Below are 22,383 nucleotides of genomic sequence, written 5' to 3'. Positions count from 1 at the left end.
CGACGCTATAGCCACCCAAGGCATGTATCCCAGTGTGTATCCATAGGCGGTTGATACATTCGCTTTGATACGGCGGCCATTTTGAAACAACCCGGATACCTCACTGCGATCAACTGTGTGCATGGTTTGGAGCGACGGACATGACCTCGCTCCCCTTCCCATTGAGCCTGTTCCCACCGCAGATTGAGGATTCCCCATGTCTGACACGATCAACAAAAAACGCCGACATTTCCTGCAGATCGCCGGCCTCGGCGCTGCCAGCCTCGCTGCCAGCCAACTGCTGCAGGTTTCCCCGGCCCTGGCACAATCAGCTATGCAACCGGGCAACGCCGGAGTCACTGGATCGGCCGCCGAGCTGGCACCGATCAAGCAAATTCGCGCTGGAGTCCTCGACATCGGTTACTACGAAGCCGGGCCGAAAACCGGACCGGTCGTCCTGCTGCTGCATGGCTATCCCTATAGCATCCAGAGCTTTGCAGAGGTCGCGCCGATTCTCGCCGGTCGCGGTTTTCGGGTGATCGTGCCGCACCTTCGTGGTCATGGCAGCACGCGCTTCATCGACCCCGCCACCCCACGTTCAGGCCAGCAGGGTGCAATCGGCGCAGACGTCATCGCGTTGATGGACGCGCTGGAAATCAAGAGCGCGGTGTTCGCCGGTTTCGATTGGGGCGGCCGCGCCGCTTGCGTGGCCGCAGCCTTGTGGCCTGAGCGCTGCAATGGACTGGTAAGCGTCAACAGTTACCTGGTGCAGGACATCGCCCACGCCACGGCGCCGATTCCGGCGAAGCTCGAGTCCGGGCTCTGGTATCAGTATTACTTCCAGACGGAGCGTGGCCGCCTCGGCCTGACTGCCGACCGGCGGGCCATTGCCAAAGTCATCTGGACTCGTAACTCCCCGGGCTGGAATTTCGACGACGCCACCCTGGAGCGCACTGCGAAGTCCTTCGACAACCCGGACTATGTCGACGTGGTGATTCACTCCTACCGCCATCGCCTGGGCCTGGCCGAGGGATATCCGGCCTACGCAGACATCGAAAAACGCCTGGCCGCCCTACCCCCCATCACCCTACCGGCCATTACCCTGGACGGCGTGACCGACGGCAACTACCCGGCGGGCGACGGTTCGGCGACGGCGGCCAGATTCCTCGGCAAGCGAGTGCACCGCCAGGTTCCGAATGCCGGCCACAACCTGCCCCAGGAAGCCCCGAAAGCCTTCGCCGATGCGGTCACCGATGTATTGAGTCTCTGATCCAGGGACCGCTATGTATCAGACTGTGTACGAACACCGACCTGATACGCAGGCATTGATTTGGGGGCGCTTGCGCACACATGGGAGATACACCCTGGCGGTTAACTATGGATACCAGATGGCGCTGCCGGTTCAGGCGCTCATTGCCCAAACATCCAATTCATAAATCGTCAGGAGTGTCACCCATGTTCATTCTCTCGAAACTCTGGTTTCTGGCTCTTGGTCTGGCATTCATCGGCGGCCTCGGTCTTTCGTCCGTCGCCTCGGTAAACAACACGAGCGAATTGTCCCGGGGCTTGAGCCTGCAAGAGAATCATGTCGTTGAAGGTGGTTCCGATCGTCTGCAACAGAATCGCGCCACTGTGTAAAAACGGGCAGTCTGCAGCGGCAACAAAATGCCCCCTTCCATGGATGCGGGGCATCTTTGTTTTGGCTTACAAACCCTTCGGAGTTGCCGCAGGCTGTTGTCTTTTGATCTTCGCTACCCGGAAAAGATTTCAGGCTCCGCCAGGGCCTACACATTTATCTGTATATCCATACAGATAAAGGTTGCCCAAATGCGCGGCACTGCGCATGCTGTACAGCTTCCAGACCCGTAAGAAATGATGGTGGTTATGCGGCTGTTCCTGTGTGAAAAACCTTCCCAGGCCAAAGATATCGCTGCGGTACTCGGTGCCAACCGCCGAGGCGACGGTTGCTGGTTGGGGCCGGATGTCACCGTGACCTGGTGCATCGGCCACCTGTTGGAAACCGCGCCGCCGGACGCTTATGACGCCCGCTACAAGCGTTGGGTGCTGGCCGATCTGCCGATCGTCCCCGAGAAGTGGAAGATGCTGGTCAAGCCCAGGACTGCCAGCCAGTTCAAGGCGGTCAAACGCCTGCTCGGCGAGGCCGACGAACTGGTCATCGCCACCGATGCCGACCGTGAGGGTGAGATGATTGCCCGCGAGCTGGTGGAGCACTGTCGTTATCGCGGGCCGATTCAACGGCTATGGCTGTCGGCCCTGGACGACGCATCGATCCGCAAGGCACTGACGCTGCTCAAGCCCGGAGCCGAGACCTTCAGCCTGTACCATTCGGCCCTGGGGCGCTCGCGCGCCGACTGGTTGATCGGGATGAACATGAGCCGGCTGTTCACCTTGCTCGGGCGCCAATCCGGTTATCAGGGTGTGCTGCCCGTGGGCCGCGTACAAACGCCAACCCTGCGGTTGGTGGTCGATCGCGACCGCAGCATTGCCGATTTCGTGCCGGTGGCGTACTGGGCCATCGACGTCCAGCTGGTGCATGACCACACGACCTTCACCGCTCATTGGCGCGCGGCGCAAGATGCCTGCGACGACCAGGACCGCTGCCTGAATCAGGCGCTGGCGCAAGAAGCCGCGACGGCCATGCGCAACGCCAGCAGCGCCCGGGTGGTCAAGCTGCGTACCGAACGAGTGCGCGAGGCCGCGCCCCTGCCCTTCGATCTGGGTACGCTGCAGGAAGTCTGTTCGAAAAAGCTCGGGCTGGGTGCACAGGAAACCCTGGACATCGCCCAGGCGCTGTATGAAACCCATAAGGTTATCACCTACCCGCGCAGCGACTGCGGCTACCTGCCGCTGAGCCAGCACAGCGAGGCACCGAAGATCCTGGCGGCATTGGGGCGAGCCGATCCAGCGCTGGCCGAGCTGCTCAAGTACCTCGAACCACAGCGCCGCTCGCGGGCCTGGAACGACGCGAAGGTCAGTGCTCACCACGGCATTATCCCCACTGGCGCGAGCAAAGACCTCGAGCGCCTGGTGGGCAAACAACGCGCGGTCTACACCTTGATTCGAGCGCGTTACCTGGCGCAGTTCCTGCCTAACCACGAGTATGACCGGACCCAGGCCGACTTCGATTGCGCCGGCCAAGCCTTGCGTGCGGTGGGCAAACTGATCGTCGAACCAGGTTGGAAACGTGCGCTGCCCGAGGCCCTGGCGCCGGCCAAAGGTCGCGAAGCGCCTGCCCCGCAAACCCTGCCGGCGCTGACCGAGGGCCGCGATTGCGCAGTGGCCGAAGTGATCTTGAAAGACCTCTGGACCCAGCCGCCGAAACCTTTTACCGAAGGTGATCTGATCAAGGCGATGAAAAACGTCGCCAAGCTGGTAGTGGATCCCCTGCTCAAACAGAAACTCAAGGACACCACCGGCATCGGCACCGAGGCGACCCGTGCCGGGATCATCCAGGGGTTGCTCGATCGAGGTTATCTGGTCAAGAACGGCAAGGCCCTGGCGGCTACCCCGGCGGCCTTCAGCCTGATCGACGCGGTTCCCCGGGCCATCGCCGATCCAGGCACCACGGCGATCTGGGAACAGGCGCTGGATATGGTGCAAAGCGGCGAAATGAGCCTCGAGGAGTTCGTCACCCGACAGGCCGCCTGGATGAGCAAACACGTGAGCCGTTGTGTCGGCCTGCGCCTGACCATCAGCGGCCCGGCGAGCCCGGCCGGTAGTGGCGCGGCGCCCTGGAAGAAAAAACGCAAACCGACCAAGCGCAAGGCAACGACTTCGACCAAACGCGCGACCAAGTCGGGCAGCGGGCTTGATGCAAGGAAAACCTAGTGTGGAAAGGGCCAAGTGCTTTCAACCAGAGACCTTCGGTGCATGGGAAATCGCCAGGATCGCAGCCTGCGGCAGCTCCTACGCCGACTCCATGCGCCCGCAAAATATCCGGTGAACGCAAGACCTGTAGGAGCTGCCGCAGGCTGCGATCTTTAGGCAGGCTCCCAGTGTTTCACTGACTGGCATCGTCCCTGATCCAGCCGAGTTGCACCAACAGCCCCGGATATCGCATGCTCGCCGTTTCAAACATATCCCAATGGACTGGCACGGAAGGTATACGGATGACCCTGAAAATCGACAGAGTAGACAACCCCGGTGAACACGAGCGCGAGGCCATCCTCGAACCTTTGATGGCGCACAACATCGCCCAGGTGGGCGATGCAGGGCTGGAAAAATTCGCGTTGCTGGTCCGTGACGACCAAAGCGAGCAAATCCACGGCGGGCTCTACGGCAAAATTTCCGGCAACTGGTTGTTCATCGAGTTGCTCGGTGTGTCCGAGCAAGTCCGCGGGCAAGGCATAGGTTCACGTCTGATGGCTATGGCCGAAGACCTGGCGCGGGAGAAAGAATGCGTAGGGATCTGGCTGGACACCTTTGATTTCCAGGCACCGGTTTTCTATCAGAAGCTGGGGTTTACCCAGTTCGGCCGGTTAGACGACTACCCACCGGGCCATCAGCGTTATTTCTTCCAGAAACGACTGAACCATAATGGAACGGGTACTCATGAAGATGAGTGAGTGGCGCCTGCACTGGCTGGAGGCGGAAGGTGATCTTGGGCCATTGCGTCAGCCGATAACCCGCGAGTTCGACTCGGCGCGCCAGAGCATTTCCACGCTGATGGCGCCACCACGCCTGGACATCCTGATCCAGCGCCTGGCTGGCCAGGTAATACCCGAACTGGGCCTGCTCGGGCAGGCTTACCGAAGCAGTATGTTCTCCCTGACAATCGACCCCGACAATGCTCATTTCGCCAACGCCCTGAACGACGGCAGCCTGAAGCGCCAGGTGATTCATGAAGTTCATCACTGCATGCGAATGGCCGGTCCCGGTTATGGCCATACCCTTGGGGAGGCGCTCGTCAGCGAAGGTCTGGCCGGGCAGTTCGTGGGTTTTTTGCTCGGGACGGATGCCGAACCCTGGGAACGTGCGGTGCCCCTTGAAACCTTGTGCAACACTGCTCTAGATCCAGTCACCCTCGCCTCGAACAACTATGATCACTCGGCCTGGTTCTTCGGTACCGGGCAATATCCTCGCTGGTTCGGCTACACCCTCGGTTACGAGATCGTCGGGCACTGGCTTGCCGAGATGGGCGAAGTCGATGAACACACCTGGGTGAATGTCCCGGCAGCAACCATTCTTGCCGTCGCATCAAAGGCAGGAATCCTTTCGCAGGTTCCCCTGGTCCGCTGACTCAGGTCATCATCCCGGTGATGCAGTCAGAACAAGCCGAGCTGCCCACCGATCAATGTGCTGAAATCGTCGTTGACGAACGGCAGGATGGCATCGGCCACCGGCTGCAACTGGCGCGTGACGTAGTGGTCGTAGTCGATCGGCGCACGCAGTGTTTCCAGCGGTTCCGGACCTGCGAGGGTGATGACATAGCTGATCCAGCCACCGTTCTGGTACTGCCGTGGTCGCCCCTGCTGGTCGTTGTATTCGTCGGCAATGCGCGCCGCACGCACATGCGGCGGCACATTGCGCTGGTAGTCCCCCAGCTGACGGCGCAGGCGTTTGCGATAGATCAGCAACTCATCGAGTTCGCCGGCCAGGGTGCGCCGCACATAGTCGCGCACATACTCCTGATACGGTTGCCGATTGAAGATGCGCAGGTAGAGCTCCTGCTGGAACTGTCGAGCCAGTGGCGACCAATCGCTGCGTACCGTTTCCAGACCCTTGTAGACCATTTCATGGCTACCGTCGGCGCGCGTGACCAGTCCGGCGTAGCGCTTCTTGCTACCCTCCTCGGCGCCGCGAATGGTCGGCATCAGAAAGCGCCGGAAGTGGGTTTCGAACTGCAACTCAAGCACGCTTTCCAGACCGAACTCACGCTGCAGATGGTCCTTCCACCACTGGTTCACGTGCTGCACCAACGCCTGGCCGATCCGTGCTGCATCCTCCTCCGAATGGGCGCGCCCCAGCCAGACGAAGGTCGAGTCGGTGTCGCCGTAGATCACCGCATGGCCTTGGGCCTCGATCAGCTCGCGGGTCCTGCGCATGATTTTGTGGCCACGCAAGGTAATCGACGATGCCAGACGCGGGTCGAAGAAGCGACAGCCGCTGGAACCGAGGACCCCGTAGAAGGCGTTCATGATGATTTTCAGCGCCTGTGACAGCGGCGCGTTCCGATTGCGCTTGGCCACTTCCCGGCCCTCGGAAACCCGCGCGACGATCGCCGGCAGACAGTGTCGGGTCCGCGAGAACCGCGCTCCGCGAAAGCCCGCCACCGACTCGCTGTCATCGGGATGACGCAGGCCTTCCACCAGCCCCACCGGATCGATCAGGAAGGTGCGAATGATCGACGGATACAGACTCTTGTAGTCGAGCACCAGCACCGACTCGTACAAACCCGGCCGCGAGTCCATGACAAAGCCGCCAGGACTGGCCTCCGGCTCCCGTTCGCCGAGGTTCGGCGCAACAAAACCCTGGCGATGCATCAGCGGTATGTAGAGATGGGTGAAGGCCGCGACCGAGCCGCCGCTGCGATCGGCTGGCTGACCGGTCACCGTGGCACGCTCCAGCAGGAACGTCAGCAACTGCGTCTTGGCGAAGATCCGCGTCACCAGCTCGCAGTCCTTGAGGTTGTAGCGGGCCAGCGCCGGCTTGTCCTCGGCGAACATGCGGTTGATTTCGTCCATGCGCTGGTAGGGGTTGTCGATGGATTTGCCTTCGCCGAGCAGCGTCTGCGAGACGTGTTCAAGGCTGAACGAAGCAAAGCTCCAGGTCGCCGAGCGCAGCGCTTCGATACCGTCGATGATCAGCCGCCCCGCTGCGGCCGCGAAGAAGTGATTGTTGCGTGAACCGTGCTCGCGCCACTGCATCTCCTCGCCACCGCGCCCCAAGCGCAACGGCACCGCCAGGCGTCGGGCATGCTCGTGCAACACCCGCAAGTCGAACTGCACCAGGTTCCAGCCAATGATCGCGTCGGGATCATGGCGGGCAAACCACTCGTTCAATTTCTTCAGTAACAGCGTGCGGGAATCACAGTACTCGAGCTGAAAATCGATCCCGCTGCCGTCGCCGTTTGCCGACCCGAGCATGTACACCTGACGCTCGCCACAGCCCTCAAGCGCGATGGAATACAGCTCGCCCTGGGCAGTGGTTTCGATGTCGAGGGAGACCAGCTTCAGTTGGGGTCGGTAGTCCGGCGCCGGTTTCATCTGCGCTTCCAGCAGCATGCCGCTGCTGTCCGGCGTGCCACTGAAGGCCACCGGTGCAGTAATGAAGCGCTCCATCATATAGCGTTCCGGCGGGCGGATATCGGCTTCGTAGACATCCACGCCGGCATTGCGCAGTTGCTTGTCGAGGTGAATCAACTGGCGGTGTTGCCGGCAGTACAAGCCCAGCACCGGGCGATGGTGAAAGTCGCGCAGATCCAACGGACGAAGTTCGACCTCGCGCTCGCCGCGCAACTGCAACTCGGCCTGCTCGCGCTGCTCGGCGGCAATAAAGGCCACCGAGGGCTGATAAGGCAGGCGGATAAACCGCGGGCCCTCGTCGGTCGCCAGCCAGAACTCGACCCGTGTGCCCTCCGGCGTATCGCGCCAGTGTCGGGTCAGGACGAAACCCTGCTGTAAATCCACCACTGCAACCTCAAGAACCAGTCTTTCACTGGGCGATTCTACGCGTCATCGTCGGCGATAGCGCGCGCGAGCCTGCTTGGCGCCTTGCGAAATCCCTGATAAAGCTAGGCACTCGCTGTTTACCGAAGGAATGGAGAGATGACAGTCGCGAAGAAAATGACCGTGGTGCAGTTGACCATGCTCACCGCGGTCAACATGATCGGCTCCGGAATCGTCCTGTTACCTGCCCGGCTGGCCGAAGTAGGTGGTATCTCACTGCTCTCGTGGCTGGTGACCGCCACTGGCTCGCTGGCGCTGGCCTATGCCTTCGCCCGATGCGGCATGCTCAGTCGCAAGACCGGCGGCATGGGCGGTTATGCCCAATACACCTTCGGCAAGGCGGGTAATTTCCTCACCAACTATACCTATGGCAGTTCGCTGCTCATCGCCAATGTCGCGATCGGCATTACCGCCGTGGGTTATTTGCAGGTCCTGTTCGACTGGAGTCTCGGCCCCCTGGAGCTCGCACTGGCGACCATTGCCTTGTTGTGGTTGACCACCTTCGCCAACTTCGGCGGCGCCCGTGTCACCGGCCGGATAGGTGAGGTCACCGTGTGGGGGATCATTGCGCCAGTGCTGGCGGTTTCGACGATCGGCTGGTTCTGGTTCGACTCGTCGATCTACGCCGCCGGCTGGAATCCCCATGACAAATCCTGGCTGGAGGCGGCAGGTGCGTCGATAGCGATCACCCTATGGGCATTTCTCGGCATGGAGTCAGCCTGCGCCAACACCGATGCGGTGGAGAACCCGGAGCGTAATGTCCCCATCGCGGTGCTGGGCGGCACGATTGGCGCGGCGGTGATTTATATCCTCTCCACCAATGTCATCGCCGGCATCGTCCCCAATCTGGAGTTGGTGAACTCGACTGCCCCCTTCGGTCTGGTGTTTGCGCAAATGTTCAACCCGCTGGTCGGCGACATCATCATGGGCCTGATGGTCATCGCTTGTGTCGGGTCGCTGCTGGGTTGGCAGTTCACCATCGCGCAAGTCTTCAAGAGCTCGGCGGATGCCGGTTACTTCATGCCGGTTTTCGCCAGAATCAACACTGCCGGAACGCCGATCATTGGCATGCTGATCCTGCTGGGCTGTCAAACCGCACTGACGCTGATGACCATCAGTCCCGACCTGAGCACACAGTTCGACAAGCTGTTGGATCTGGCGGTAGTGACCAACCTCATCCCCTACATCCTGTGCATGGCGGCCGTCATGACCCTGCAGAAAGTCGCCGGCATGACCTCGCGCCAGGCCCTGCCGACCAACATCGTGGCCTGGGTCGCAACCGCCTACAGTTATCTGGCCCTGTATAGCTGCGGCACTCAGGCATTGATGCTCGGCGGCGTCGCCACGATCGTCGGCTACACTTTGTTTGGCCTGGTCAACGATCGGCTGCTCGACTTGCAGCAGGAGCCATTGAATCCTGGACAGACCCGCTCATCGGACGTTGACCCACTGGTTGATTGAAGCGCCTCAACCGGTCAATCGTCCAATGGTTTAGGGGGCTTCATCGGCTTGGGTTTGGCGGCCTTGCCGGCAGCTCCCGGCTTGACCTCGGGCTCGGGTGGAGCTGGTACCACGTACTCTTTTTCCGACGGGGGCATCTGATCGATAGCGCTGAAGAGCTCCTTGGCATCGACGAGGTCGGGGCGTTCGATCTTCTTCTCGCCGTCCTTGCCCACCAGGATAATCTTGGTTCTTTCGCTACTGGCGCCCAGCTTGAGCTCACGGATCAGAGCCATGGTGGTCTGCGGTTCCAAATCCTTGCCATCGCGCTGGCCGATGGTATTGATCACGGTGTAGAGCACCATATTGCGCTCGGTAAAGGCCTTCCGGTTGGCGGGCTCATCAAGGGATTTTTTCAGACTGACCAGCGTCGGGTCCACGGTGCTGGGAGCGATGATGACCAGCGGACGAAACTTCCCGCGGTCCCGAGCCAGCGGACCATCGCTGTCGGCAGCCAGTAACGGACCGGCAGCGGCGAACAGCGTGACGAGGATCAGTGAGCGGATGAGCATGCGCATCTCCTTTTCATGTCCCTTCAGCATTGATTGCGCGTTTGACCCGCGTCACTTCAAGCTCAAGACTGCAACCAGGGTAGTGCCCTGAAGCTTAGGTCAGCGCGCGGGTACTCGCAAAGCGCTATGGGGTGCGCGTGAAACTGCCCGAGATGCCGAGGATCAAAAGATCGCAGCCTTTGGCAGCTCCTACAGTGGATTGTGGACACCCGTGGACAGCTACGGCAGTGCTCGGTCTGCGTAGCTGCCAAAGGCTGCGATCTTTTGATCTTCTGGCCGGCAAAAAGAATCAAATTCCTGGTGCCTCCAGGCATGCACGTTATAGTTGAAAGGATTCGAATTAACGGGAGGGGGTATGCGCCAGATCGTTAACAAAGAGCCATGGTGGGCTGCGCCACCGAAACCGGGTCAGGATGAGTCTGAACTGGAGTGGGGCTGGCTGCTGACGTACAACGAGGGAGAGCCGCGGTTCGAGTTCGTCAAAGAGCGGCCTTCAGACCATGAGATCCGTAACCGCAAAAGCTGCCGCATCGCGCCTGTGTCGGAGTAATGCTTACAGCCACGACAACAGAGACCGCGGCGCGGCGGCAGCTTTCACCCGGGAGCTGAGCTCAGTGGAGGGGCGATTCTTTTTGCCGGCCAGAAGATCAAAAGATCGTCCGAACGCGGCCCGAACCTTCGGCAGCTCCTCCCCCGCTCCTCAGCCCCATTTTTTCCCGAGTGCCTCCAGACCGGCCTTCTGCAGATCCTCCGGGCTCATCGCCAGACGGAACTTGCAGCTGGCCTCGAAGTTTAGAAAAAACGGTTCCGCAAAAGCAGGGATTTCGGACGAGTCTTGTACATTGATCAGGAAGATCCCGGTGCGCATTCCATCCTGCTCGGTGAAATACGCAGCCTCGGGTTTGATGCTTTCCAGGATACGCCTGATGATTTCGCCGACTTTGCCGTCTCTGACGTAGGAGTTGAAGGGCTCATGAGGAAACTCGACCATCAGTAGCATTTTCATCATTCAATACTCTTCTCGACTTGCTGGTTCTCTTGCCGCCCGACAGGTATTCAATAGTCCCGACGGTCCGTTTAATTAAGAGTAGCGAAGCGTGGACAGGTACCCCAGCGGGGTTACCGGCGGTCATCGAGCATGGCGATTGCAGTGGATTCAGGAGTGGATCCACGGCAGCAGTTCTACGAGCGAATATACTGTCTGGTGCGGAGTCATCCACCGGAGAGCAATCATGCGAACGGTCCATATTATCGAAGCGGATAAAACACCCGCACCTGTCAATGTAGTTGGCGAAGCAATCACTATTCTCGCCGGTGGGGATATCAGCAAACCCTTCGAAGTGCATATCCAGGAGGGTGTGCAAGGCGGCGGGCCACCCCCGCACTTTCACCCTTGGGACGAGGCGTTCTACGTGATCGATGGGCAGGTCGAAGTTACCGTGGAAGGCAAGTCCACCGTCGTGGCAGCCGGTGGTTACGTTCATATCCCGGCTGGCACCGTACATGCCTACAAGAATATAAGCGCCACCGCAAAAATGCTCGGAGTGGTCTCCGACCCCCGAGGAGGCAATTTTTTTGCGGCCGTGGATCAGCTCAAAGTGCCTGAAGACCTACCTCGAATACTGGAGATAGCCAGGCAGTTCGATCTCACATTCATGCCACCGGCTACTCCCAAGACCGCTTGATCGGCATGGTCACCGATCGCGACATAACAATCAAAACGGTGGCTGAAGGTTTCAATAATGAAACACCTATAAGCCGAATGATGAGGAGCGGTATCCGTTATTGCGATATGGACTCTTTCGGTTACTTCGCTACTCCTTCATCCAGGCCGAAAAAGTTAAGTAAGGATCAGGGTTGTCGTGGACGAAAGTACCAAAAAACCGCTCATCGCCAGTGGAGGAAAAATGATTCAACTTGGTACAAACTAATCCGATGCCATAGGCAGTTACCGCCAGGATAGATAACCACACACCGAACTAGAGCTTTCGTTCGGCGTCATGACTTGAAGAATGTCAGGAGAGCATTTTCACCTTCGAGGCCTGCCAGAAAGGAATGTCGCTATGACCACCAAAAAATCAGAAAAAACGCACCACCCTGCATGCCCGCAATTCATCAATCTCAGCAGTCAGCTGTTCTTTGAAGCCGATCAGCTCAGCGAAGCTGCCTATGCACTCTTGAGTATCCAACCTGTTTCGACTCAGACCCTTAATGAGTTCTCGGAACTCAAACGGCGTGCGGACACCAAGTACATCGAAGCCCGCCGCAAATGGCTCGACACCAAAGACGAGATCAACCGCTAAACGTGTTCAGCTGCACAACCGGTGAAGGCGTCTCGCGCTAGAGCACGCTCTTGAAATCGGTTGTTGTGTACTCAAACCCTGTCCGCCCAGGCTGTCCGACAAGCGCAGCCGAGAGCAGGATCAGGCAAAACAACAACAAAAGGTCAATAAAATGGGTGCAGCGATGAATGGAACGACGATTCCCGGTCACGCCACGGCATGTCTAAACCTGGCACTAGAGCGCAACAAACAGCTTTTCAGCGAAGCACATAGCTTGAGCTGCGCCGCCCTCGACCTTCTCGATCGGCCCTACATGGATGCGGAAGTTTTCATGCAGTACCAGGAGCGCCGACAGCACGCCGATCTTAAATATCATGAGGCCATCGAGCATTTACGATCGATCATGACCGAGTATGACGCGCCTCCGTCCTCGACAGTGATCCGCTGACCACCCGGCGACCGTTGATTTCGTCTGAGTGGTCACGGAGAAAATTCAACACCAGGCCTCTGGTTCGAGCCGTCCGCCAAAGGCCTTTACCCTCCGGATGCTCAGCCTTGATCTACGCTCTGATAATCTATCGGAGAGCGATCATGGCACTGCTCGAGATTCATAAAAGGTTCGCCCTGTTAACGGGCACCTCCTGGATCAAGGCGTGCCTGCACAGCAGTCACTTGCAGCAGAGCGCCATCGAAGCGCAAATCAGGTATCTGGAATCCCTGGGCGAGGCATCGGTTGAAAGACAGCAAATCCTCGAGCAGGAAATGAAGTTCAGGTTCGAGAAATCCCATGCCTATTGGGAGCGCATGTGGAGCGATCTTGCCGCTTGCGAACAGTCATTTTGACATTTTCGGCTTCTGTAAAACTCTGCGACGAATGAAATCTGCGCCTGTCGAGGCGTCCGCTAAAATTAAATCGCTGCACCCTGCCAATCCCGAAAAAGGCGTCTTTCCATGCCCTTGGAGAGAGGATAAACCCATGGGTGATTACTACGATCTGGGCACCTACAGCCGTCCAGTGACCACAGGCTCGTCGCAGGCTCAGGTCTGGTTCGATCGTGGTTTGCTCTGGAGCTATGGCTACAACCACGAAGAGTCCATACGTTGTTTCCGCAAGGCCATCGACCATGACAGTGATTGCGCGATGGCCTATTGGGGCATCGCCCATGCTTCAGGTTCGAACTACAACAAGCGCTGGGACGCATTTGCCGAGCAGGAATTGAAAGAGGCCGTGGCCGAGGCACGTCGGGCGACGAACGCGGCACTGGCGCGCATGGACGGTGCAACGCCGGTGGAGCAGGCGTTGATCCGGGCGCAGGAACAACGTTACCAGGCCGATCAGGCGGCGAGCATTGACGAGCTTTGCACCTGGAACGATGCCTACTCGGCTTCCATGCGCAGTGTCTACGCTGCCTTCCCCGAGGATCTTGATGTCAGTTCGCTGTTTGCCGAAGCGCTGATCAACCGCACGCCCTGGCTGTTATGGGATCTCAAGAGCGGCGCTCCGGCCCAGGGCGCGGACACCCTTGAAGCGGTGGCCGTGCTGGAACAGGCGCTGCGGCTGATCGACCAGCGCGGGGATGCGCCGCACCCCGGCCTGCTGCACATGTACATCCATACCATGGAGATGTCGCCTTACCCGGAACGCGCGCTACGAGCCTGCGATGACCTGCGCGACCTGGTTCCGGACGCAGGACACTTGCGCCATATGCCGTCGCATATCGATGTGCTCTGCGGCGACTACCATGCCGGACTGGTGACCAATAGCCAGGCGATCCTCGCCGATCGCAAATACCTCGAACGCGAAGGTTCGATCAATTTCTACACCCTCTACCGCAGCCACAGCTATCACTTCAAGCTCTATTCGGCGATGTTTCTCGGCCAGTACCGCCCTGCCCTGGAAGCCGCCAATGAACTGATCGCGACAATCCCCGAAGAACTGCTGCGCGTGACTCAGCCGCCGATGGCCGACTGGGTGGAAGGCTTCGTGCCGATGAAGATGCACGTGCTGGTACGGTTTGGCAGGTGGCAGGAAATTCTTGCCGAGCCCCTGCCCGACGACCCACAGCTGTACTGCGTGACCACGGCCATGCTGCATTACGCCAAAGGCGTGGCGCACGCGGCTCAGGCGCAGATCGCCGCCGCAGAAGCCGAGCAACGGCGCCTCCATGAAGCAATGGCCCGAGTGCCTGAGACACGATATATCTTCAACAACACCTGCACGGATATCCTGGCAATTGCCGCGGCCATGCTGCAGGGTGAAATCGAGTACCGCAAGGGCAACCACGACAGCGCCTTCGCCCACCTGCGCCATGCCCTGGAACTGGACGACAGCCTGCCCTATGACGAGCCCTGGGGATGGATGCAACCGGCCCGGCATGCGCTGGGTGCGCTGCTGCTGGAACAGGGCCGGATAGAAGAAGCCGCAGAGGTCTATCGGGCCGATCTGGGACTCGATAACACACTCAGTCGAGCGTCCCGGCATCCGGACAACGTGTGGAGTCTGCACGGGTATGTGGAGTGTCTGCGCCGCCTGGGCAAGCACGTCGAAGCGGCAGCCGCACAAAGCCGTCTCGACCTGACCATGGCCCGGGCCGATGTGCAGATCAATGCGTCGTGTTTTTGCCGGGTTGGGGATGGCTGCTGCAGATGAGGCTCTTGCCCGGTCGGACAGCCGGGTGGTGTATGCCTCTACAAACCCAATGGGCAAAGGCGATCCTGATTGACTATGATTGGAGCCCATGACGCCTTCTTTGCAGATCCGACAACCCTGTCCACCCGGTGCCTGCATCTGCGGGCGTGAACTGCTGCTGGAAACACCCGCCGCCGATCTGCGCATCCTCAGCCTGACTCGCCAGGAGGAAAAGCGCCTGCTCGATCGCCTGGAAAATCTTCAGAGCCTGACCGACCTCGAACATCTGCAACGACGAATGTATGAGCAGTTAGGCATCCGCCTGGAAATCGCCCCAAGCTTCAACGAAGTTCGAACCATGCGCGGCATCCGTATTCACATCGGCGAACTGACCGGACTGTGCCGCAAGACCCGCCAGTCGATCCCGGCAGCGATTCGCCGCGGGTTGGAGAAGCGTCCGGACATTGTCTACAGCCTGCTCAACGCTCACGACCTTTTGCGCGACGCCTGAGGCGCCTGCGAAAAACATACGTCTACGGAACCAGCGGCCATTCCGCCAACGCCCGATAACGGCCTTTATGCGACTCGAACAGGGTGAAGTGTCTGGCACTCAGGTGAAAGTCGGGGGGAGTAGCGGATTCAGGAACAGGTGCGCGATAGTCGCGCATCAAGGTCAAATGAGGACGAAATTCCCGGGGGGCGTCCACAAACCCAAGAGGTAGCAACGCCTGCTGCAAGGCATAGACCAGCTGGCGCAAAACCAGCGGTTCCTGCGCTGGCGCGAGTAACAAAACGCCGGCTCGGCGCCAGACATCCAGGCGGTCGAGAGGTACAGTCAACTGCTCGCCAGAAGTTCGAACGCCTGCGGCGGCAGCGCAGATGCCCGGAATATGCGTCACGGCAACCGATCCCAGAAACATCAAGGTCAAATGAAAATTGTCCGCAGGCACCGGGCGTCCGCTGCTTAGTCCAAGCGCGTTGCGCCACTGGGCTATGGCCCGGCGTTGTGCAGAGGCGCAGGGCAAGGCGAAAAACAAACGCTTGAGCGGTTTGTCCTGCTCACGAGATTCATAACTCATTCCTTGCACCTCCAGGTCGGGTCAGCGCGGCGAGCGCGTTGCCATGAATCGCCCAAGTACTCCCGGTTCAATCGCACCGTATTACTACGGCCTTTTTTCATTTCTCTGCTTTGTGCCACCATCAGGGAACTCCTGGCACCTAACAGGTATCCTAAAATATAGGGTACATCCTTTAGGCTTCACGCTTTCTGAGGACACCGTCATGCGCCGCACACTTCTCGTCTCTTCGCTACTACTCTGCCTGCCCTTTGGTTCGGCCATGGCCGACGTGGATGCGAAAGATGTCGCCACCTCGGCAGGGGTTTCTGCATCGCTGTACTCAACATTCAAGGACGACAAACTGGCGATTCCCGCTCGCGATGACGCTTCCAGCTTCATTGCCAGTGGCGGCACGATTCGCGGCGTCTATCTCGAGTCAGTGTTGAACCGGATTCGCCACGAAAATCCGGGCCTGAACGCCAGCGACGAAGAGCTGGCCAAAGCGATCCTCATTCAATCCGAGCTACCTGCTGGTCGCTAGAAATCCCAACGCCGTGCCCCTGTAGGAGCAAGCTTGCTCGCGATGGTCGTTAACGATTACGCGGGCATCCTGACGAAACGCGTCAGCTTCAAGTCCATCGCGAGCAAGCTCGCTCCTACAACAGACTTCTATAGCCATCCCCTCGCGCAAAATCCCTGCATCAGTCCAGATGACTGAGGATCTGATGCGCCAGACGAACCCGAGCCTCGTTCGGATAATTCTTGTTCGCCAATATCACGATGCCAAGCTGCTTCGCCGGAATGAAGGCGACGTAGGCGCCAAAACCGTTGGTTGAGCCGGTCTTGTTGATCCAGGCCGCCTGTTGCGCAGGCAGCGGCGGGATCAGCTCGGTGGCGGGCTGAGTCTCGTAGGCCATCTTGTCGGAGTTGCCTTCCAGTAACGACTCCAGTTTCACCGGATAGCTGTACTGCTCCCAGATCAGGTCCTGGGTCATCGGCCCGACTTTGAAGTATCCAATATGAGTATCGGCGATCGCGCGCTCGAGCCTGGCGTCTGTCTCGACGCGGCTCAGGTTGGCCTCGACGAAGCGAATCAGGTCTTCACTACTGGTTTTCACCCCGTAGGCTTCTGCTCCAAGCACTCCCCGATTCAGCCTGACTGGCACATCCTGCTTGTTATAGCCTTGCGCATAGAGCGTCATCTTGCTCGCCGGCACATTCAGGTAGCTGCCGCCCATGCCGAGTTTCGGGAAGAGCCGGGTCTCCATCGCCTCCTCGAAGGGCATGTTCATGCTCTTGGCCGCAATCATCCCCAGCAAACCGATACTCGGGTTGGCGTAGCTCCTGTGGGTACCCGGGGCGTATTGCGGCTGCCAGGCGTTGAAGTAGTCCATCAACTGCTGGTTGTTCTGCACCGCGTCGGGGACCTGCAACGGAAAGCCGCCCGCCGTATGGGTGCCCAGATTGATCAGCGTCGCCTTGTCCAGCTGGCTGCCCTGGAGCTGCGGCAGATACTTGCCGGGGTGGTCGGTCAGTGCGAGCTGATCGTTGGCCTGAGCGTAGGTGGCCAAGGTGGCGGTGAACGTCTTGCTGATCGAGCCGATCTCGAACAAGGTATCTCGGGAAACCTCCTGACTGGTTTCCCTGGAGGCAACCCCGTAGTTGTAGAATGTTTGCTGGCCATTGGCGGTCACCGCGATGGCCAGGCCGGGAATCCCGTGCTGCTGCATCACCGACCGGGCGGCGTCTTGCACCAGCTTGTCGGTATCCGGCGGTTGCGTACTTGCTGTGGCGAAGGTGCCGGAAAAGGCCGTGCAGGCGAGGAAGAGAAATGGCGCGCAGTGCTTTCCATTCGGGCGCATTTTGGCCGTCCTTTGGAGGTTCTTGTCGGGAGGCGAAATTAACACGTAAATGTATTTTTTCAGAAGCATCCCTATAACCGGATGTTTCTCTACCGTCGACAACTTCAGTCCTCGACAGCTCCTGCGCCGGTAGACGAATCAATGCACGGCTGCGCACAAACCTCCCGCAGGCAACCACGCAACCAGCGATGCGCCAGATCGGCGTCCTGCCGCGGATGCCAGAGCATTGCGACGGTGAACGGCGGCAGGGAGAGCGCAAGAGCAAAGCTGTGCATTCCGGCGCGCAGGTTTGCGGTGTGCCGTTCGGGAACGCTGGCGATCAGGTCGGTGGCCCGGGCAAGCGCCAGCGCGGTGGAAAAGCCAGGGACAATTGTCACTATCTCCCGCGCAAGCTCAAGGGACTTCAGGGCTTCATCAATAGGTCCCTTGTCGAGCCCCCGCCGGGAAACGCTGATGTGCTTGCCAGCCGCATAACGGGCGGGAGTGATCTCGCCCTGGCTCAAAGGGTGGCCCAGGCGCACGACGCCGATGAAACGGTCTCGGAACAATGCCTGGGTCCGCAGCTCCGGGCTAGCAGTCTTGCCCACGACACCGGTTTCCAGGTCCACGGTCCCGTCGCGAAGTGGCGTGCTGTCTTTATCAGATTTGTGCACGAAGCGCAGCCGCACGCCAGGCGCTTGTTCGCCGACTCGCGCAATGAGGTCCGCAGCGAAGTTCTCCACAAAGCCGTCACTGGTGCGTAGCGTGAAGGTTCGGACCAGCTGTTCGAGGTCGAGCTTCTCGGCTGGGCGTAGAACCGCTTCTGCGTCCTGCACCAGTTGACTGACCCGCTCGCGCAGTTCCAGCGCTCGGGGGGTAGGAACCAGACCGCGCCCGGCTCTGACCAGCAGCGGATCGCCGGTCGTTTCACGCAAGCGCGCCAGTGCCCGACTCATCGCCGACGGGCTGAGCCGCAACCGCTGCGCTGCACGCGCAACGCTGCCTTCTGCGAGCAGCACATCCAGGGTGACCAGCAAGTTGAAATCAGCTGTCGACATGCAGCATCTCCGGCATGGAGTGATTGTGGCAGAGCGTCAAACGCACGAATAAAGTGCAAATGCTGCGCCTTCCGCCATGTTATGCGCAGGTGTAGATTTCTGACAGCTCTACTTTGAGAGCCGCCAGAAAAGAGGGACATGATGAAGCCAAATTTTGCCGTAGCTGATATTGCGCAACGGACTCCTTCAGTTCGCTGGGCGCTGGTCAGCCTTTCGTTATCCATGTTGCTGTCCGCCCTCGGCACCAGCATCGCCAATGTCGGTTTGCCGACGTTGGCACAGGTTTTCAGCGCCTCCTTCCAGGAAGTCCAGTGGATCGTCCTCGCTTATCTCCTGGCCATCACCACCCTGATCGTCAGCGTCGGACGACTCGGCGACATCATGGGCCGGCGGCGGCTGCTACTAAGCGGTATCTTCCTGTTCACGCTGGCCTCGGCCCTGTGCGGCTTCGCGCCCACGCTCTGGTTGCTGATTGGCGCCCGGGCGCTGCAGGGCATCGGCGCGGCCATCATGATGGCCCTGACCATGGCCTTTGTCGGCGAGACAGTGGCGAAGGCCAAGACCGGCAGCGCCATGGGATTGCTCGGGACAATGTCCGCGACTGGCACCGCTCTGGGGCCGTCGCTCGGCGGAGTGCTGATCGCCGGACTCGGCTGGCAGGCCATCTTCCTCATCACCGTGCCCCTGGGGTTCCTGACTTTTTTGCTCGCCCATCGCTACCTGCCTGCCGATCGCCCAACGCCGAAGGCCGATCTCCAAGAGACCGGTCGTGCCGGCTTCGACACTGTGGGCACGCTGCTGCTGGCTCTGACGCTCGCGGCTTATGCACTCGCCATGACAATCGGACGCGGCAGTTTCGGTCCGCTGAACATCGCCCTGCTGTTGGCTGCTTTGTTCGGTGCCGGCCTGTTCGTGCTCGCCGAGGCAAAAGTCGCCTCACCCCTGATTCGCTTGGCAATGTTCCGCGATCCAGTGCTCTGCGGCAGCCTCGCCATGAGCGCGCTGGTCTCGACAGTGATAATGGCGACGCTGGTGGTCGGCCCCTTCTATCTCGCCCATGGGCTCGGGCTGGAAGCCGCTCTGGTTGGACTGGTCTTGTCGGTCGGGCCGTTTGCCGCTGCACTGACCGGTGTGCCCGCAGGTCGTATTGCCGACCGCTTTGGCGCCCAGCGCATGACCCTCTTCGGGCTTATCGGAATGGCAGCCGGCTGCCTCATTCTATCGGTGATGCCGCAGACCCTCGGCATCTGCGGCTACCTCGCGCCCATAGTGCTCATCACCATCAGCTATGCGCTGTTCCAGACCGCCAACAACACCACGGTCATGAGCGATATTCCGCCGGACCAGCGGGGCGTCATCTCCGGCATGCTCAACCTGTCGCGCAATCTGGGGCTTATCACCGGTGCATCCGCCTTGGGCGCGGTGTTCGTGTTCGCCTCGGCGACGATCGACATCACCACGGCGCGTCCCGAGGCCGTTGCCAGCGGTATGCGGATCACCTTCGCAGTCGCCCTGGCGCTGATTGCCATTGCCCTCGCCATCGCCCTTGGAAGCCGCACTGCTGCCGGGCCAGAAACGGACGTTCGGTGTGTCTGAAAACTCGGGCGATTCGCGCAAATCGCGAGTATGCACAGACTCAAAAAGTAGTGTTCATTTGACGAGTCGCGTTTCCTTGGAGGGTCTGTATCCAAAGTACGAGCTATAGCACTTGCTGAAATGACTGGGCGAAACAAAACCACAGGCAACCAGCACATCAACCTGGGATAGCTCTGTGTGCTGAAGCAGTCGACGCGCTTCGGTAATCCGCAATTCCATGTAATACCGTTGCGGCGTTGTGCCCAGTTGCTCCTTGAACAAACGCTCGAGTTGTCGACGAGAACGACCTGCGTAGACCGCCAGCTGCTCCAACTCCAGAGGTTCTTCGAGGTTCGCATCCATCAGCTTGACCACCTCGCGCAATGGCGCGCTCACACAGATATTTTCAGCCGGTTTTATGCGCCGGTAGCGGGACTCCTCGAAAGCAAGGATGTCCTCAATACCCTCGACGAGCGCTTTGCCGTGCAGTCCTTTGATCCAGTCCAACGCCATATGGAATGCCCCCGAGGGACTGGAAGCCGTGAGCCGGTCTCGATCGATGACATAGGGCTCGCTGGTCACATGCGTCGCCTTGGAGATTTCCGCGAGTGCGGGACGATGCTCGGGGTGAATGGCGCAACGATATCCGTCCAGCAAGCCTGCGCTGCCCAGGAACCATGCGCCGTTCCACAACCCCGCCAGAATGACACCCTGGTCTGCCGCCATACGCAACAGGCTGATGAGCTCATCAGTCGCCTTCAGCTCGGTCCTGTAGCCGCCGCAAATGACCAGCAGATCCAGGTTATGAATGGCTGAAGAATCGATACGTGCGTCCGGCCGGATGACCAGGCCCAGATCGCTGACTACCTCCCCGTCATTCAGGCCGAAGGTTCGGGAAGAGAACAACCCGGGTCGTAGAAGATTCGTGGTGACAATCGTATCCAGTGCCTGGGTGAACGCAGGCAGCGAGAAATGCTCGAGCAGCAAAAAGCCTGCTCGAGTCATCTGAGCAGGCTGGCCAGGGTTTTCATTCAGATAGCGGAGGTTTTTCCCCTTCATGCCTCCGCTGAATTGACGTCGTTCGATCAATGTTTGACCCACTCGGTTACGTTAACCAACCTGTCGCACGGTGCGCTGGTAAAGCCTAATGCTAACTGCAGAAGCTCAAAAAGCCCTAGCACCATAATGCGACTGATCAGGCAAGCTGGAAGCCGTGACGAAGGGGGGTCTTTATCGTCGACAAAGATGGTGTTGTGTCCGGTGATCTGCGCCCAGCCACCGATACTTGGCCTGATGCCGTCAAAGGTTCCGACTGTTACCGACGCTTCGACTTTTCCTTCGAAGATCGTCCCTATCAGGCTTTCATTGCGCAAGGTATCGCCCACCTTCAATCGTCCCTTGGCAAACAGTTGGGCCATCCGCGCCGAAGTACCTGTGCCGCCCGGGGACCGATCGATAGCCTTGTCGCCGTAGAACACTGCACCGCGGCCATCGGCTGCCGTGCTGAAAAGCAGGTGAGGCGAGTGCCCCTAAGCGACACTTACCTCTGGAAATGCTGCTCTGGTGTGGCATGAGGATGGCGTTCATTCGGCGTATATCGGCTTGGAGTGTCGTGAGTCACGTCTCCTACTCGAACGGAGGCTTAATGGCGACCTCGCCAATGGCAATCTCTGCCTCGCATTGACCTACAGCGGCGACGCCAGCATTGCGCAGGCGCAAGTGGTGGAATCGAAGCAGCCCTTCGAGGTGATCTACCGCATTCCACGTGAGGGTACGTTGCTGTGGGGTGATGCCATGGTAATCCCGACTGGTGCTCCCCACCCGCAAGCAGCGAAAGCCTTCATCGAGTTCATGATGCGGCCTGAATCGATGGCTGAACTCACCAACACCCTGTACTTCGCCAATGCCAATCAAGCTGCCACTCCTCTGGTCAACAAGGCCATAAGCGAAGACCCGAACATTTACCCCCCGCAATCGACGCGAGCCAAGTTGTTCGTCGAGGAATTGCTGCCACCCAAGGTCCTCCGAGAGCGCGTGCGGCTTTGGACAGGCTTTCGCGCTCAACACTGACTTTCGATAATCGCAGGCCATATCAGGGCCGTATAACAACAAAGGAGAAGTGCATGTCTGGCAATCGCGGTGTTGTCTACATCGGTGCGGGTCAAGTCGAAGTGCAAAAGCTCGACTATCCAAAAATGCAGGACCCTCGTGGTCGAAAAATCGAGCACGGGGTCATTCTGAAAGTCATTTCCCAAACAATC

General features: G+C 59.5%; 22 protein-coding genes and 3 pseudogenes. 17 read left to right on the top strand and 8 right to left on the bottom strand.

Going from position 1 to position 22,383, the window contains the following annotated elements:
- Positions 1-196: 196 nt before the first annotated feature.
- From ACA064_RS11495 to ACA064_RS11475, 5 genes are all read left to right on the top strand, one after another.
- Positions 197-1,249, top strand: coding sequence for an alpha/beta fold hydrolase (locus tag ACA064_RS11495; RefSeq protein WP_497673450.1), 1,053 nt, complete (start codon positions 197-199; stop codon positions 1,247-1,249).
- A gap of 185 nt (positions 1,250-1,434) precedes the next feature.
- A complete protein-coding gene (locus tag ACA064_RS11490) occupies positions 1,435-1,617 on the top strand; it encodes a hypothetical protein (RefSeq protein WP_497673449.1) in 183 nt (60 codons plus the stop codon).
- A 246-nt stretch (positions 1,618-1,863) separates the two neighbouring features.
- A complete protein-coding gene (locus tag ACA064_RS11485) occupies positions 1,864-3,828 on the top strand; it encodes a DNA topoisomerase III (protein ID WP_497674226.1) in 1,965 nt (654 codons plus the stop codon).
- Between the two features lie 281 nt (positions 3,829-4,109).
- Positions 4,110-4,565 carry a GNAT family N-acetyltransferase gene (locus ACA064_RS11480; protein ID WP_497673448.1) on the top strand — a complete coding sequence of 152 codons (456 nt, stop codon included), beginning with the start codon at positions 4,110-4,112 and terminating at the stop codon, positions 4,563-4,565.
- Complete coding sequence (locus tag ACA064_RS11475) at positions 4,552-5,238, top strand: DUF2268 domain-containing putative Zn-dependent protease (protein WP_497673447.1); 687 nt, start codon at positions 4,552-4,554, stop codon at positions 5,236-5,238. Before ACA064_RS11480 ends, ACA064_RS11475 begins: the two co-directional genes overlap by 14 nt.
- A 26-nt stretch (positions 5,239-5,264) precedes the next feature.
- Here the strand turns inward: ACA064_RS11475 and ACA064_RS11470 are convergent, their stop codons facing one another.
- Positions 5,265-7,628: a DNA polymerase II gene (locus tag ACA064_RS11470; RefSeq protein ID WP_497673446.1), complete on the bottom strand. Its 2,364-nt coding sequence runs from the start codon at positions 7,626-7,628 to the stop codon at positions 5,265-5,267.
- A gap of 138 nt (positions 7,629-7,766) precedes the next feature.
- Here ACA064_RS11470 and potE point away from each other — a divergent pair, with 138 nt between their 5' ends.
- Entirely contained in the window at positions 7,767-9,128 is a 1,362-nt protein-coding gene (potE, locus tag ACA064_RS11465; RefSeq protein WP_497673445.1) for a putrescine-ornithine antiporter, read from the top strand.
- Between the two features lie 14 nt (positions 9,129-9,142).
- Here potE and ACA064_RS11460 read toward each other — a convergent pair whose 3' ends face one another.
- On the bottom strand, positions 9,143-9,679 hold the full coding sequence (locus ACA064_RS11460; protein ID WP_497673444.1) for a DUF4174 domain-containing protein: 537 nt from the start codon (positions 9,677-9,679) through the stop codon (positions 9,143-9,145).
- 355 nt (positions 9,680-10,034) lie between these two features.
- Here ACA064_RS11460 and ACA064_RS11455 point away from each other — a divergent pair, with 355 nt between their 5' ends.
- Positions 10,035-10,229, top strand: coding sequence for a hypothetical protein (locus ACA064_RS11455; protein WP_150643092.1), 195 nt, complete (start codon positions 10,035-10,037; stop codon positions 10,227-10,229).
- Between the two features lie 150 nt (positions 10,230-10,379).
- Here ACA064_RS11455 and ACA064_RS11450 read toward each other — a convergent pair whose 3' ends face one another.
- On the bottom strand, positions 10,380-10,685 hold the full coding sequence (locus tag ACA064_RS11450; protein ID WP_497674225.1) for a panthothenate synthetase: 306 nt from the start codon (positions 10,683-10,685) through the stop codon (positions 10,380-10,382).
- 226 nt (positions 10,686-10,911) lie between these two features.
- On the opposite strand from ACA064_RS11450, the gene ACA064_RS11445 reads away from it, so the two are divergent.
- The 6 genes from ACA064_RS11445 (at position 10,912) to ACA064_RS11420 (ending at position 15,101) form a co-directional block, all read left to right on the top strand.
- Positions 10,912-11,364 carry a cupin domain-containing protein gene (locus ACA064_RS11445; protein WP_497673443.1) on the top strand — a complete coding sequence of 151 codons (453 nt, stop codon included), beginning with the start codon at positions 10,912-10,914 and terminating at the stop codon, positions 11,362-11,364.
- Between the two features lie 378 nt (positions 11,365-11,742).
- A complete protein-coding gene (locus tag ACA064_RS11440) occupies positions 11,743-11,982 on the top strand; it encodes a hypothetical protein (protein WP_497673442.1) in 240 nt (79 codons plus the stop codon).
- Positions 11,983-12,133: 151 nt separating this feature from the next.
- Positions 12,134-12,409 carry a hypothetical protein gene (locus ACA064_RS11435; RefSeq protein WP_497673441.1) on the top strand — a complete coding sequence of 92 codons (276 nt, stop codon included), beginning with the start codon at positions 12,134-12,136 and terminating at the stop codon, positions 12,407-12,409.
- Between the two features lie 143 nt (positions 12,410-12,552).
- A complete protein-coding gene (locus tag ACA064_RS11430) occupies positions 12,553-12,804 on the top strand; it encodes a hypothetical protein (RefSeq protein WP_497673440.1) in 252 nt (83 codons plus the stop codon).
- Between the two features lie 133 nt (positions 12,805-12,937).
- Positions 12,938-14,611 (top strand): hypothetical protein, encoded by a 1,674-nt coding sequence (locus tag ACA064_RS11425; protein WP_497673439.1) that lies wholly within the window; start codon positions 12,938-12,940, stop codon positions 14,609-14,611.
- Between the two features lie 88 nt (positions 14,612-14,699).
- Positions 14,700-15,101 carry a hypothetical protein gene (locus ACA064_RS11420; RefSeq protein ID WP_497673438.1) on the top strand — a complete coding sequence of 134 codons (402 nt, stop codon included), beginning with the start codon at positions 14,700-14,702 and terminating at the stop codon, positions 15,099-15,101.
- A gap of 22 nt (positions 15,102-15,123) precedes the next feature.
- Here the strand turns inward: ACA064_RS11420 and thpR are convergent, their stop codons facing one another.
- Positions 15,124-15,669, bottom strand: a complete 546-nt coding sequence (gene thpR, locus ACA064_RS11415) for an RNA 2',3'-cyclic phosphodiesterase (protein ID WP_497673437.1) — start codon at positions 15,667-15,669, stop codon at positions 15,124-15,126.
- A gap of 202 nt (positions 15,670-15,871) precedes the next feature.
- Here thpR and ACA064_RS11410 point away from each other — a divergent pair, with 202 nt between their 5' ends.
- Complete coding sequence (locus tag ACA064_RS11410; RefSeq protein ID WP_150645118.1) at positions 15,872-16,189, top strand: DUF2388 domain-containing protein; 318 nt, start codon at positions 15,872-15,874, stop codon at positions 16,187-16,189.
- Positions 16,190-16,349: 160 nt separating this feature from the next.
- Here ACA064_RS11410 and ampC read toward each other — a convergent pair whose 3' ends face one another.
- Complete coding sequence (gene ampC, locus ACA064_RS11405) at positions 16,350-17,510, bottom strand: class C beta-lactamase (protein WP_497673436.1); 1,161 nt, start codon at positions 17,508-17,510, stop codon at positions 16,350-16,352.
- 104 nt (positions 17,511-17,614) lie between these two features.
- Positions 17,615-18,547 (bottom strand): LysR family transcriptional regulator, encoded by a 933-nt coding sequence (locus ACA064_RS11400; protein ID WP_497673435.1) that lies wholly within the window; start codon positions 18,545-18,547, stop codon positions 17,615-17,617.
- A 141-nt stretch (positions 18,548-18,688) separates the two neighbouring features.
- Between ACA064_RS11400 and ACA064_RS11395 the strand changes: the two genes are divergently transcribed.
- Positions 18,689-20,143 carry an MFS transporter gene (locus ACA064_RS11395; protein ID WP_497674224.1) on the top strand — a complete coding sequence of 485 codons (1,455 nt, stop codon included), beginning with the start codon at positions 18,689-18,691 and terminating at the stop codon, positions 20,141-20,143.
- A gap of 54 nt (positions 20,144-20,197) precedes the next feature.
- Here the strand turns inward: ACA064_RS11395 and ACA064_RS11390 are convergent, their stop codons facing one another.
- Together ACA064_RS11390 and ACA064_RS11385 are read right to left on the bottom strand one after the other, a co-directional pair.
- On the bottom strand, positions 20,198-21,211 hold the full coding sequence (locus ACA064_RS11390; protein ID WP_497673434.1) for a GlxA family transcriptional regulator: 1,014 nt from the start codon (positions 21,209-21,211) through the stop codon (positions 20,198-20,200).
- 106 nt (positions 21,212-21,317) lie between these two features.
- Positions 21,318-21,627: pseudogene (locus ACA064_RS11385) on the bottom strand (proline racemase family protein); the annotation flags it as partial.
- A gap of 130 nt (positions 21,628-21,757) precedes the next feature.
- Between ACA064_RS11385 and ACA064_RS11380 the strand changes: the two are divergent.
- Positions 21,758-22,192: pseudogene (locus ACA064_RS11380) on the top strand (extracellular solute-binding protein); the annotation flags it as partial.
- 53 nt (positions 22,193-22,245) lie between these two features.
- Positions 22,246-22,383 (top strand): annotated as a pseudogene (locus tag ACA064_RS11375) (formaldehyde dehydrogenase, glutathione-independent); the annotation flags it as partial.

It is taken from the genome of Pseudomonas sp. LBUM1658, from assembly GCF_059716055.1.
This window is presented reverse-complemented; position numbering and strand designations above follow the sequence as displayed.